Raw genomic sequence first — 13,487 nt, forward strand, 5'->3', positions numbered from 1 at the left:
GAATGAAAAAGTTACTTAATAACAAAAAAAACCGCCAATCAAAGTGGGTAAGTCTTTTTCTTATCGCACTGTTAACAATACTCTCTCCTGCTATTGCGTTTGCAGCACAGGTCGAAGCAACGGTTTCAAAAAACATAGTTGGGCTCAATGACGTATTCCAACTCACAGTAAAAATCGATGATAGTGTAAATGCTAATGCACTCGATCTGAGCCCATTGGATACCGATTTTAACTATGGCACCCCCAGTGTGAGTAACAGTACTAGTATGATCAATGGTGTAATCTCCCGCTCAACAGAATGGAATGTCGCCCTTGCAGCTAAAAAGACGGGAAAAATCGTTATCCCGTCTTTCCGAATTGGAGCAACAGAATCTCAGCCAATTACCATCACAGTAGAAAAAAATGGAAATGCTAGCACTACAAAAACAACTCAAGACCAACAAGCTGTTCAATTACTAACAGAAGTAAATAAATCCTCGTTATATCAAGGCGAAACCTTCTCTTACCGTGTCGAATTACGAATTGGGGCACAAATGTCACAAGCATCACTAACTGCACCATATGGTGACGGTCTTGATGTTGTTCAACAAGGAGATGATCGCCAGACAGAAACGGTAGTAAACGGTCGTCGTTATATTGTCGTAACTCGTTACTATCAAATTACGGCAGAAAAACCCGGTAAAATCACGCTAAACGGAGCAAAGTTTAGTGGCAACATAGTAAAAGGTAATCGAGGTGGGTTTGGCTTTAGTCCTAGCGTCAATATTCCGGTAAAACGTACCGCAGAAAATATTGCGTTAGAGATTAAAGCAAAGCCTGAAAGTTACACCGGATTATGGATTCCCACAACAGATCTAAAATTAGAGCAGCAATGGCAACCTCAAAATAGCACGGTGAAAGTTGGAGAGCCGCTTACTCGCCTCATTACTTTGAAGATTAAAAATACCTCTCAAAGTAATATGCCAAATATCAGCTTGGAATATCCAAGTAGTGTTCGTAGTTACAACGAAAAGCCAGAGTATAGCAATCAAAATGGTTATACTGTAATGACAGTAAAGCAAGTAATTATTCCAAGAAAGGAAGGCAAGTTGTCACTTCCAGGACTGTCTGTAAATTGGTTCAATACCATAACAGGAAAGGAACAAACAAGCTCTATTGATGGCATGAAATTAACGGTAATGCAAGAAGAAGCCAATACCAGTTCTGCACTGAATAACCAAGAAGATAAAATAGCCAACATTACAGACACAAATGTAGCATCAAGCACATCATCTTCAGTAACTAAAAATGATAGTGCTTACACCAACATTTGGCCTTGGTTGACTGCATTAATGGCAATTTTATGGCTAGGTACGTCCATTGCATTGCTTAAAGCAAAACGTAGCAAACAGACAAGATCAACCGTAATCAATTCTGAAGCGGTGGCAATCTCTACGCTAGAAGGCTTACTGCAAGCTGCAAAACGTAATGAACCAATAAAAGCTCAAACTTATTTCCGTCAATGGAAAAATGAAAACTTACAATCAGTTGGTAGCTCAGAAGCACAAAAAGTTGCTCATGAAATAGAAATCATGATGAATGCTGCGTACTCAAAGCAAGCAACGACATGGAAAAATGATGATCTACTGCAAGCAATCAAAGCATTACCGACAGCCAGCACTAAGAAAAGTCAACCGCGCTCTCATTTAGCTGAATTAGGCCCTAATAAGTAACGTATGACTTAATTGAAAGATACATTCTAAGCTCCAATTTAAGCAGCGATAAATGTGATATTTCTCGCTGCTTTTTTGTGTAAAATTTTCCTTTAGATTTCATCTACTACTAATTTCTCTCTATGTCCTTTGAAGGAGCAAAAAAGTGCCAGCAGTTAATTTTTGTCTTTTTTCAAACAATTTAATAACAGACTATTTTTGAGCTTTATCACAGAATATTTCACTATTGAATATCGCAATAGCTTAAGCCCTTAGTAATATCGAGTGTTTTGTTAAAATATGGTTAGTTAAAAGTTTCTAAAATCAATACTGGATATTTTGAACAGATCCTGTTAAAAAATGTTGCAGACACAAAATAATAAACCAATATAAATACGCGGAATATCGTTGTAGAGCGTAAACTATAGCTAAACTTGTATAACAGCACTGGGAATGCTGCTATATGCTATACGGTTTTGCTTTGTTCGCCACAACGTAAACGCACCATGTAGCTTGGCACAACATGCAGGATGTAATATGAACCAATCACCACAACCTTTTCTCGCACGCGTTGCGAATGGCAGTCTGGTTGTCCAGATATTAGTCGGTATCATTGCGGGTATTATTCTCGCGACACTGTCACCACAATCAGCACTGAGTGTTGGTTTCCTTGGAGGCCTTTTTGTTAGCGCACTAAAAGCTGTCGCCCCTATTCTTGTCTTTATTTTAGTTGCATCGTCCATCGCCAACAAAAAGAAAGACGGTAATACCAATATGAAGCCTATTATTGTGCTTTATCTGTTTGGTACTTTTATGGCGGCATTAACCGCTGTAGTAATGAGCTTCCTTTTCCCTACCACTTTGACGCTTGTTGCTAGTAATACTGGTGTTGCACCACCAGAAGGTATTACAGAAGTTATTAATACTCTTTTATTTAAAATTGTTGATAACCCAATCAATGCTCTTATGACTGGTAACTTCATTGGTATTTTAGCTTGGGCGATTGCATTAGGTTTTGCTCTTCATCAGGCAAGTGATGCAACCAAACAAGTTTTCCATGACATGTCTAATGGCGTTACACTAATTGTACGTTTTATTATTCGTCTTGCGCCAATCGGTATATTTGGTCTTGTAGCAAATACTTTTGCAGAAACTGGTTTTGCTGCACTAGCAGGCTATGCGCATCTACTGGCGGTACTACTAGGTTCTATGGCAATCATTGCATTTATCGTAAACCCTGCCATCGTTTACTACAAAACACGCCAGAATCCATACCCATTAGTCCTAAAATGTACTCGTGAAAGTGGTATTACAGCCTTCTTTACTCGTAGCTCTGCGGCTAATATTCCAGTAAATATGCAGTTATGTAAGGAACTTGACCTTCACGAAGATACTTATTCTGTTTCTATCCCGCTTGGTGCAACAATCAATATGGGTGGTGCCGCTATTACGATTACAATCTTATCGTTAGCAGCAGTTCATACTCTAGGTATCGAAGTAGATATTGCGACAGCAGTATTATTAAGTATTGTTGCTGCAGTTTCTGCTTGTGGTGCATCTGGTGTTGCTGGCGGTTCTTTGCTATTGATTCCTCTTGCTTGTAGTTTATTTGGCATTCCAAATGAAATTGCAATGCAAGTTGTTGCGGTAGGTTTCATCATTGGGGTAATTCAAGATTCTGCTGAAACGGCTCTTAACAGTTCAACGGATGTTATCTTCACAGCAGCAGCCTGTCGTGCGGTAGAGCGAAAAAAGTCTGAAGCGCCAAATCTGGCGCCTGCTGAATAATATCTTCATACAATAGAAGAAGCCTCCAACGTTAATGAGTCATTTCATAAACACTGGAGGCTTTTTTTGAACAAGAAAGAATCAGAGATAACATTCTGAATCTTTAAGTTACCTAGGTATAGAACTAATTATTATGGCCTTTTAGCTCTTCAAATTTATCTTTAACATTATCCCTAGCATCTTCTACCGCATCTTGCACTTTCTCAAATGGGCGAACATTACGAGCATCGTCAATTTTGTCTTTATAAGTTATACCTAAATAAATACCAAACCCAACTAATGCTAATACAATCAAACGCAACATATTATTTCTCTGTTTAGTTAGAATCTTATGTCTAAAGACCGCTTAGACATCATAATATTAGTAAGTATTTGTCGCTTTACGAATCGCATTGTTTGAACGCTGAATCAAGTTATCAACCGCACGACGTTTCGTATTACGTACTTTATTGTTCACACGATTCTCAACATAAGTCCCATCTTTGATTTCATTGATAGAGCGCTGAGTATTATCAATACGATTTTGACCATCACGAATTGAGTTTTGAGTGCTGTTTACGGCATTTTGTGCACTTTGTAAGCCTTGATCTACCTGATTTAAGCGGTCAACTAGATTATCCGCTTGAGCCGTAGAAGCCATAACCATACACAGTAAAGGTAGAATTTTAACGAATTTCATTATCAGAGGCTCCTTAATAGAGAGTGTTCATATCCAGAACAAAAAAACAGTGCTCTTTATATTATTTTCTAGAGAAAAAACACACTTACAAATACAAAAAGCTTCTGAAACAAACTGAAATTTAAATCATATCAAATAGTTAACTTTTTATGGCCTCATGACTTTTATATAACGATCACCATCCCTTTTATAATACATATTATCTACAATTGCATAGGTCACTCCGGCAATAACCGCAAATGTTGCAATTTCAGGCAGACTTGAACGGTAATACCAAGGTTTATAATAAGGTCTTCCAGGCTTTACAATTACAACATCACGATGGTGATGGTGATGTCGATGATGTTTTGGCTTAACAATGATCACATCTTTATGGTGTTTTTTATGATGATGCTTATGCGGTTTTGCAAAAGCCATAGAGGGTGATAATAGAGCAGTAATAACCATGCCAATAATGAATTTTTTCATCACATCCTTCTCTTATAATCGGGGATTGCTTTGGAAGGATAATAGGCTTAAAGATTAATCTTGATGTCAGCAACTGGTCAATGAGATGTCAATGTTATGCTCGTAAATTAGTGTCAATGATAACGACACACTTTGTCATATTTGCCAAACTCAATTCCCAAAAGAAAAAGGGCTGTAATCCCAGAGCCTCGTTCAGATGAACAATTGAAATTACAGCCAAAATATATTATTTCTATTAATAATCTTTACTTATTTTGTTCTACATCGACCATACGTAAAATATCTGAGATTTCATTCGAATAATAATGCCTCGAATAACATCAAGGAATCCAAGAAATCCAATCGGCTTTTCAGCACTAATCCAAGCAAGTCCAACCGAGCCAACTGGGATATCATAGCCTTCTGTTTCAATAAGTTTTAAGCGAACAAAATGATGCTTATTGGCAATGTTAGCTCCTGTTGTTTGTCGTACATTATCATCACGAGCGAGCAAGCTACCCTGAGCTTCTCCTGTTGCTTCAATAATACCCTCAACCTCAGCAGCAAAAACTTTTCCTGGATAAACAGCAGAAGCAAACTCAGCCATCTGCCCTGGTTTTACATTACGGATTGCTTGATGATTGACTCGCATTAATACGTACTTTTCATCGGTATACATTTGAATACGAGGAGCAACGCCAACATACTGGCCCTCGCGCATAATGAAATTGGTCAGATATCCATCAGCAGGCGCATAAACTTGTGTGTGCTCTAAATTCCATTGGGCTTGTGCCACATTTTCTTGCTCACTCTTAACCGCAACTTTTCGACTCGTAACCGCTAATTGTGCTTGTTCTAAGCTTACTTTTGCTTGTTCCGATGCAATCACAGCTTTTTCAACCTGAGAATCTAACGTGGTCACTTGTGCTTTACCCACTTTAACTGCAGTACGTTGTTCATCTAACATACTTTCAGTAATTGTGTGTTTAACCACTTGATTTTGCTTAACATATCGATTTAATGTTGCTTGTTTAAATCTTAAATCTTCTTTTGCTGCAATTAACTTATTTTTTGTGATATCAATATCCTTTACAGCAGAACGATACTGAGTTTTTGCATTAGCGACATCTTCAATCGCCATTTTTAAATCAACATGAGCCGAGTCAAGTTTCGTCTCTGATTTAGTGAGCGCGATACGATATGGTTCATCATCCAGTTCATAGATGAGTTGTCCTTTCTCAACGGTTTGATTTGGCTCAACATGAATAGCTTTCACATGACCTTTTATCTGCGAAGATGCAGGCCTTAACTGGATATGAGGTGATTGAACCAGTGATCCCCCCGATAAATCCATAGGGGCGAAAGTGATCAAGCCAAACCAGACAAATACAAGCCATCCCCCACCACCTAGATAAGCAAAGCTTTTAGTAAACTTATTCCACGGCATTCCCACTAAGCGAAGTAGATAAATAAATAGAGCCCATACGGCTAAACCTTCAAGCATTTTCTACCTCCTCTGTTTTCATCTTTTTTGAAGAGGCTGTATCAACCTGAGGTTCCTCATCTTTACCGTGCCATATATCTCTGATTCGGCTCAGAGCTTGCTCTCCATCAACAAAAGCAACAATTACGGCAACAACCCAAACCCAATGCCAAATAAAGCCAATCCAAGTTAATGCGGTTATCAAACCTATTTGATGATGATCACTTTTATGAGCTTTATGAATTGGTATTTCATGAATTTTCCAAAAACCAATTGCAGCAGCGGCAATGGTGGCAATTAACACAACACCTGCAAATACATGCAGTGCCGTATCTACACCCGTATCAACAAACGGCATACTAAAGAGGCTCATACGCATCTCCAATTTAAGATGAAAACGAAATATTTATCATTATGTTCTTGTTATCTGTTGCAGACATTCTCAGGCAATTATGTGATTTCAGAAATGAAATTGGATTGATTTAATCTTAAAATATGGTTTTATGATTAAATCAATCCATCGAGAAAATAATAATGATTGATACAGCCTTTATTAGAACCCTGTTCTTTCAACCAATTTTAAATGGTTTAGAAAAGCGCTATCAACTAGCCCCTCAAGATTGGGATATACCGTCAAAACTATTACAAGAACCAATGTCGCTTACACCATTTTTAGATATGACAGCTTGGCTAGAAAGTGCCATTAATATGACTGGAGATCCGAATTATTTAGCAAAGATTGCAGATCTGGTTCGATTTGAACAAATGGGTATGCTCGGTGAATGGTTCCTATCATCCCCCGATCTGGCACTGGCATTTCGAAGAATTAACTATGGTTCATCATGTTTGCAATCAGGTGCAACCTTCCATGGCGAGCAATCAGCCAAAGTGATTAAATGGACATACGGTAACCATTATCTCATGGGGCAACAACGATTACTTGATAGCTTACGAGTTGCAATAATGTTTACTAATGTAATTCGCAACTATATGGGAACAGACTATCACCCTATTCATGTAGAGATATCCGGAAAACCCGAACGAGTTATTGATTATCAGGACTTTTTTGGCTGCAACATCACATGGAATGCACCTATGACTCGAGTATGGATTGATATTGCGATTCTAGAAACGGGAAATGAGTGCGTTTTTAATGTCACCAAACCAATGCTACTTTCTAATCTTCAGCTTGATGATTTACTGAATATGCCTCAGCCACAAGACTTTGCCAAAGTAATGTATGAAATGGTGAACTACAACCGATATTACGATCGGCCAAGTATTCATTTTGTCGCAGAAAAATTACAGCTTTCAACTCAACAGTTAAGCAGAAGATTACACAATTACGGATTGAACTTTACCAGTATTACAAGCTATGTACTGTGTAATGTTGCTATAAAGTATATGTTGGAAGGGATGGATATTAAGAAAATTGCGAGTTTATTGGGTTATCAGAATGTTCAGAGTTTTTCAAAAGCGTTTCAGCGTTATCGCGGAGTGACACCGACGCAATATCAACAGCGTTTATTAGAGCGTGCACGATAAGCTAGGGAGGGGATAATATTCTCCCCTTCGCCTTATTTATCGATAGAATTTATGCCGTGGCAGGAACCAGTTCGATATTTTCATCAGTATCTGGATCTGATTCGCCTTTAATCTTCGCCAGCAGATCTGAGATCAAAACTATCGGTCCCATCATGTTTACACGCATAGGAGCTCCGCCTAGACCATAATGCAACTCAGAAGAATCTGATGCTGAGTAATTATACTTATAATTAAACTTATCAACTGCCATTCTGAGCAAATCAAAGTCTTTACGATGGCAAGAAACATAAGATCGCCAGTACATAGCATCAACAATTTCATTCGGCTTCTCAGCACGAATAATAAACCGCCAGCTACCCTCTTCTCCGTAGAAATCTAAAGGAAAATGTTTTTGTATTTTTTTGTTATTCAACAAGGTAAACCATCCTAAGAGTGAGTGTACGATGTTTGACCATTTTCAGTCTTAACACACTATTGTTATGTATTTGGTGTATGACACATAACAACCAAATTACTGCTGCGTTAAATTATAGGGTCTAGATTATGCAGTCATTTGATAATAATGGAAGTGAAAAACAGATAAATTCAGAATTTTTAACGTTGTTTTATTTAACCACTTCGATAAAAAACGGCAAAAACACATACTCTGAATGTTGTATATCTTTTTGATAATTATAAGGTATAGGTCTAAATAAGCACAAATCAGAAATAAAAGAACAGGAAGTGTGAGAAGGTTAACAATTTTTAATGATTGGTTAAAATTGAGTATATCTTCGAGAGGATAACATAAAAAATTTTACAATATCAGTCTTGTTAAAAAAGTTTCTGAACCTATAATGCTGAAAACCGGAGCGTCTGCCAACGCTCCGGTTTTTTTGTGCCTGCTCGTTAAGTGCAAACGTTTGGCTGCCACCAGACATTGCTAAGAGCAACAATACGAATTGATTAAGGAATAACCATGCGTATCGAACAAGACTTGAAGTTAGGTTTTAAAGATGTACTGTTTCGTCCAAAACGTTCTACTTTAAAAAGCCGTTCTCAAGTTGAATTAACCCGCGAGTTTACATTTAAGCATAGCGGTCGTCAATGGTCAGGTGTACCTATCATTGCAGCAAATATGGACTCTGTGGGTAGCTTCGCTATGGCGCAAGCACTTGCTAAACATAATGTAATGACGGCAATTCATAAGCACTACACAACGGCTGACTGGCAAGAATTTGTTGAACAAAACGATGCTAGCGTTCTCAACAACGCAATGGTTTCTACTGGCACATCTGATGCTGATTTCCAAAAAACCAAAGATATTATGGCAATGAGTGATGATCTCATCTTCATTTGCATTGATATTGCCAACGGTTACTCAGAACATCTTGTTGAATATGTACAAAAAGTTCGAGCCCAATTCCCAAATAAAGTCATTAGTGCAGGTAACGTTGTAACAGGCGATATGGTTGAAGAGCTGATCCTTGCTGGTGCTGATATCGTTAAAGTCGGTATCGGCCCTGGTTCAGTATGTACAACACGAGTGAAAACTGGCGTAGGTTACCCTCAACTATCGGCTATCATCGAGTGTGCAGATGCAGCTCATGGGCTTGGTGGTCGTATTATTGGTGACGGTGGTTGTTCTTGTGCTGGTGATGTATCAAAAGCTTTTGGTGGTGGTGCTGATTTCGTTATGCTTGGAGGCATGCTTGCAGCTCACACAGAAAGTGGCGGTGAAGTTATAGAACAAAATGGCAAGACATTCATGAAGTTTTATGGCATGTCGAGCCAGAGCGCAATGGATAAGCACTCAGGTGGTGTAGCAAAGTACCGTGCAGCAGAAGGTAAAACAGTCCTACTACCATTCCGAGGCCCAGTAGAAAACACTATTCAAGATATCATGGGTGGCGTTCGTTCAACCTGTACTTATGTTGGTGCAGCTCAGCTAAAAGAACTCACAAAACGCACAACGTTTATTCGAGTACAAGAGCAAGAAAATAACGTGTACGGAAAAGAATAAGTTTTATTTTAGATGTTCTTGTTGTTGATACAACCATAAGTGGTTGTATCAACATTAATAAAGAAATATACAAATAGTGAATACAAACTTGTTTAATACTTGTATTTATAAAATAGATTAGCGTAAAACAATGTAAATTCAACATTCCTGCTATTGTTTTATCGAGTTATTATCGATATTTTAATACTTAGGTTTAATTTTTATCATGGAACAGATGTGAAATTTAGTAAATGTGTCTCGATAATTTACTTATTACTTACAGCACTATTTGTTCTGTCGTTATCTAGTGGTATGACATATGCTAATATCACAAGCGTAAACCAAGCCTCTCATATTTTATCACTAAATACTGATTTATCAGTATCTTGTGAGTTATCATCTTACTCTGAGCAACATCTAGATTCAAATTGTAATGAGCCGAACTGTTGTGAACCAGGTGGCACTTGTTATGTAAAACAATGCTGTTCTCATCACCATGTTCCTTCGAATAGTGCCATTTTCACTCTACATAACGTATCTTATGGAACATATTATACATATGAGCCAAAGTCTAATATGGTTGAGTTATATACTAACATCGATATCTCATCACAACATCGCCCTCCTATATTGTAATCCCAATATACTCATACGCTCTTTATTATGAGCCCAATAAAATTAGGCGCTGAAGCATATCAGTACCAGTGATTAATCTGTGTGGATAATATTATCTACATGGCCTGTAATGGGATTACAAAATGAATACTACTTTAAATATAGATAGTAAGATAAATAAAAAGCCACAACATATAATATCAATAAATAGTTCTATTGGAGGTTGTTATGAATAATAAACATCTTCCTACGTTATTATTTGTGTCTGTTTGCTTAATTTGGGGAACAACTTGGCTTGCAATGGAAGTTGCTGTACAAACAATCCCGCCAATATTTGCTACTGGTTTACGTTTTTTAGTGGCTTCACCACTACTCATAAGCTTAGCTATTATTCTTAAACAACCTCTATTTTTCCCAAAAGGAAAGCGACATTGGATGTTGATTGTAGCTGTTTTTTACTTTTCAATTCCATTTACCTTAATGATATATGGTGAACAATATATCTCATCAGGATTAGCATCCATTATTTTTGCTAATATGCCTATTGCAGTTATGTTAACATCCAATTTATTTCTTGGACTAAGGTTACAAAAATACCAAATCTTCGGGCTATTAATTGCTGTTTTGAGCCTAATAGGCATCTTAACAATAGAGATGAATCTTGGTGGAAGTGATTATCTACTTGGATTTATGGCTTTAGGCGGTGCAGTGGCCATGCATGCAATCATGTATGTATTTGTAGAAAAATTCTGTAAAGGGACGCCTGTACTTACATACAATGCTTTACCAAGTTTCATTGCTTCAATTCTTCTTATAATGTCCTCATTATTTATTGAAGTACCACAGATAGAGCAATTCTCTACAGACTCTATCGCTGCCATTATTTATTTAGGTTTAATTGCTAGTGTTGGCGGTATCGTTGCATATTTTAAATTAGGACAGGTATCGACGCCATTTACCGCATCTCTATGTTTTTTATTCTTTCCATTAATAGCATTAAGTTTATCAACGTGGATTGCAGGTAATAGTATCTCAATGCTATCGGTTGGGTTAATGTTTTTACTTCTGGGTGGCATATTCATAACAAAGGCGGATCCTCACTGGTTTAGAAAAATGTCGATCTCTAAAAATCCCCCACATAAACAAGAAAATATCTTTAGTAAATAAATTTACTATATGATCTCAAATCCTCCTTTATACAGGAGGATTTTATTCCCCTTAGATGATAATAAAATATTATCAACTTTATAATTTTTGATAATTTCCTGTTTTAATCTTACTTACCTATACTCTCCTCATCGAAACAAAAACCACAAACATCAGAGCTAGGAACCTTAATTATGAAAATGAATCACGTTGGTATTATGGTTGGCGACATGGACAAAGCCGTCGAGTTTTACACGAAAGCTTTAGGTTTAAAGGTTGTTATGGGCAATACCAAAGTTATTGAAGAACGTGAAACTGCTATTGGTCGTATGTGTATTGCTGTATTCGGCGAAGGTTTTAAAGGCTTTAATATTGCACACCTTGTAACAACAGATGGTATTGGCGTTGAGTTATTTGAAATGAAAGAGCGCCAAGAGCGTCATGAAGTTGATTTCTCTCGCTTAGGTATTTTCCATTTTTGCCTACAAACAGACGATTTTGAAACAGCCATTAAAAAAATTGAACAATATGGTGGTAAAGCACGTATGGATATTATGCGCTATCACCCAGAAGATGATAACAAGCCAGCTCAAATGATCTACATGGAAGACCCATTTGGTAACCTCTTTGAGCTTTACTCTCATACTTATGAAGAAACTTATGCTTCAGATTATGAGTAATACCTAAGTCTTAAGGGTCGAGATTTATACTAAAGTTGTTCACATAGAAGCTTTGATATAGCCACATAACTTGGCATATCTCTCGATCCTTTTTACTGATACTCTAATCTATCGCTACATGCTGAAATAGATACCACTTTACCAACTCTTATAAAATGGTTGCTGCATCTGGAACAATGTAAACAAAACTGTTATCTTTTGGCAGTAAGAGTATGATTATACTTAATACTAGTTCCAAATCGGTACGCGAATGAACCAATCCCAGCAACTACTAGACGTAACAACCAACGCCTTACTTCATTTAGAGTTTAAAAAGCTTGAGAAAACTTTAAGTCTTGCAGAGCGTAATACCCTTCTTATCCACTTTCTCAAGCGCATTGTGAAAAGTAATCAATACCGAGGAGCAAAGAAACCTGCTCGACAGTGGCTATCTCTAGGTCGTCAATCAGGTGCAGATTTAGAAACCATTTTAGTTCAACATCATGAAAGTTTGCTACAAACCTGCTCTAGCGATTTGTATCGTTTCGTAGATTTAATCCAAAAAATTGAGGCTAATTTAGAAACGAAAGTTCAGTACTCTCAAGCTCACCGTATCGATCTAAATGCTCGTTATGGACGTGTACTTGTTTGTGTTGTGGACGAAGATTTAACATCAAGCTTTGATGAAGACGGATTAATGATCAAATCGACTCAGATTCTCTTTATTGGTCAATCAGCAGACAAAGAACTCTTTTCACAATTTGTTGAAGAGAGTTCGTACTTCCAATCGGTTGTCGCTTACGAAGATGAAATACACTTACGTGTTGAGTTGTTCAGAATGTAGTCTTTTGTATTACAATGATATATACCCAAGCAATTTATCAAGTTAATGGCTTGGGTATATAAATCCATCAACTACTCCCCACTTCTGTGACTATCTCGTGATTTATCCTCTTCTCTCACGACAATTTTTACGATCTTCGATACCATTACAACCAATGTATTAAGACTCATAAGTAGAATCATAATGAAAATTTCTGTTGATGGCGGCTCATTTAAAGTTGCAATCGAAACCGAATACGAAGGACTTGTTGGTGAAGCAACCGCTATCTTTCACGAAACATTAAAGCAAGCAAAATCGAATGATAAAGCAATTCTTCGTTTCTTGCAGATTATCATAGAACATCGTGATGAAGATGATGCAATTGGCTATGCCGTTCTTGGCTTACTTGGTTGGTATAATGAAGTGATTAACCCTGTTACGAATCATGATATTGAATTAGATCTGCCCAAAATTATTCCTCATCTAATCAATCCATCAGGCGATCTAACCGCCACAAGTGCAACAGAAACGAATACGTTTAAGCATTAAGAACTGAAAAAATAAAGCCGCTTAACTGAAAGTCTAACTTAATGTGACGACTTCAATTAAGCGGGCTTTACTATCAAAACT

At 37.3% G+C, this 13,487-nt stretch carries 14 protein-coding genes and 2 pseudogenes; 9 read left to right on the forward strand and 7 right to left on the reverse strand.

The features are described 5' to 3' along the window. The first annotated feature begins 2 nt into the window (after nt 1-2). Entirely contained in the window at nt 3-1,712 is a 1,710-nt protein-coding gene (locus tag WAX86_RS18120; protein WP_341489435.1) for a BatD family protein, read from the forward strand. Between the two features lie 516 nt (nt 1,713-2,228). Then, nucleotides 2,229-3,479 (forward strand): serine/threonine transporter SstT, encoded by a 1,251-nt coding sequence (gene sstT, locus WAX86_RS18125; RefSeq protein WP_036765824.1) that lies wholly within the window; start codon nt 2,229-2,231, stop codon nt 3,477-3,479. A gap of 124 nt (nt 3,480-3,603) precedes the next feature. Here the strand turns inward: sstT and WAX86_RS18130 are convergent, their stop codons facing one another. From WAX86_RS18130 to WAX86_RS18150, 5 genes are all read right to left on the reverse strand, one after another. Then, nucleotides 3,604-3,783 carry a hypothetical protein gene (locus WAX86_RS18130; RefSeq protein WP_005305806.1) on the reverse strand — a complete coding sequence of 60 codons (180 nt, stop codon included), beginning with the start codon at nt 3,781-3,783 and terminating at the stop codon, nt 3,604-3,606. A gap of 57 nt (nt 3,784-3,840) precedes the next feature. Continuing rightward, nucleotides 3,841-4,158, reverse strand: a complete 318-nt coding sequence (locus WAX86_RS18135) for a hypothetical protein (protein ID WP_065170898.1) — start codon at nt 4,156-4,158, stop codon at nt 3,841-3,843. Nucleotides 4,159-4,305: 147 nt separating this feature from the next. Beyond that, nucleotides 4,306-4,626: a hypothetical protein gene (locus WAX86_RS18140; protein ID WP_086959075.1), complete on the reverse strand. Its 321-nt coding sequence runs from the start codon at nt 4,624-4,626 to the stop codon at nt 4,306-4,308. Between the two features lie 259 nt (nt 4,627-4,885). Beyond that, nucleotides 4,886-6,109 carry a biotin/lipoyl-binding protein gene (locus WAX86_RS18145; RefSeq protein ID WP_341489436.1) on the reverse strand — a complete coding sequence of 408 codons (1,224 nt, stop codon included), beginning with the start codon at nt 6,107-6,109 and terminating at the stop codon, nt 4,886-4,888. Further along, on the reverse strand, nt 6,102-6,461 hold the full coding sequence (locus WAX86_RS18150; protein ID WP_341489437.1) for an MFS transporter: 360 nt from the start codon (nt 6,459-6,461) through the stop codon (nt 6,102-6,104). Before WAX86_RS18150 ends, WAX86_RS18145 begins: the two co-directional genes overlap by 8 nt. Nucleotides 6,462-6,622: 161 nt before the next feature. Between WAX86_RS18150 and WAX86_RS18155 the strand changes: the two genes are divergently transcribed. Next, nucleotides 6,623-7,633: an AraC family transcriptional regulator ligand-binding domain-containing protein gene (locus WAX86_RS18155; protein WP_341489438.1), complete on the forward strand. Its 1,011-nt coding sequence runs from the start codon at nt 6,623-6,625 to the stop codon at nt 7,631-7,633. A 49-nt stretch (nt 7,634-7,682) separates the two neighbouring features. Here the strand turns inward: WAX86_RS18155 and WAX86_RS18160 are convergent, their stop codons facing one another. Next, nucleotides 7,683-8,045, reverse strand: a complete 363-nt coding sequence (locus tag WAX86_RS18160) for a hypothetical protein (RefSeq protein ID WP_370469103.1) — start codon at nt 8,043-8,045, stop codon at nt 7,683-7,685. Between the two features lie 546 nt (nt 8,046-8,591). Between WAX86_RS18160 and WAX86_RS18165 the strand changes: the two genes are divergently transcribed. Both WAX86_RS18165 and WAX86_RS20310 read left to right on the forward strand, forming a co-directional pair. Continuing rightward, the gene (locus WAX86_RS18165; protein ID WP_005305818.1) at nt 8,592-9,635 is read left to right on the forward strand and encodes a GMP reductase; all 1,044 of its coding nucleotides are present in this window, start codon (nt 8,592-8,594) and stop codon (nt 9,633-9,635) included. 894 nt (nt 9,636-10,529) lie between these two features. Further along, nucleotides 10,530-10,814: pseudogene (locus WAX86_RS20310) on the forward strand (DMT family transporter); the annotation flags it as partial. An 89-nt stretch (nt 10,815-10,903) separates the two neighbouring features. Here WAX86_RS20310 and WAX86_RS20315 read toward each other — a convergent pair. Beyond that, complete coding sequence (locus WAX86_RS20315; protein ID WP_370469544.1) at nt 10,904-11,026, reverse strand: hypothetical protein; 123 nt, start codon at nt 11,024-11,026, stop codon at nt 10,904-10,906. On the opposite strand from WAX86_RS20315, the pseudogene WAX86_RS20320 reads away from it, so the two are divergent. From WAX86_RS20320 to WAX86_RS18185, 4 genes and pseudogenes are all read left to right on the forward strand, one after another. After that, a pseudogene (locus WAX86_RS20320) lies at nt 10,980-11,396 on the forward strand (EamA family transporter); the annotation flags it as partial. The gene WAX86_RS20315 and the pseudogene WAX86_RS20320 sit on opposite strands and share 47 nt — an antisense overlap. 173 nt (nt 11,397-11,569) lie before the next feature. After that, on the forward strand, nt 11,570-12,055 hold the full coding sequence (locus WAX86_RS18175; RefSeq protein WP_068968418.1) for a VOC family protein: 486 nt from the start codon (nt 11,570-11,572) through the stop codon (nt 12,053-12,055). Nucleotides 12,056-12,305: 250 nt separating this feature from the next. Continuing rightward, on the forward strand, nt 12,306-12,878 hold the full coding sequence (locus WAX86_RS18180) for a DUF2913 family protein (protein ID WP_341489440.1): 573 nt from the start codon (nt 12,306-12,308) through the stop codon (nt 12,876-12,878). A gap of 183 nt (nt 12,879-13,061) precedes the next feature. Further along, nucleotides 13,062-13,406 carry a hypothetical protein gene (locus WAX86_RS18185; protein WP_341489441.1) on the forward strand — a complete coding sequence of 115 codons (345 nt, stop codon included), beginning with the start codon at nt 13,062-13,064 and terminating at the stop codon, nt 13,404-13,406. Nucleotides 13,407-13,487 lie beyond the last annotated feature (81 nt).

This window comes from Photobacterium damselae subsp. damselae (genome assembly GCF_038086725.1).
GTDB lineage: Bacteria > Pseudomonadota > Gammaproteobacteria > Enterobacterales > Vibrionaceae > Photobacterium > Photobacterium damselae.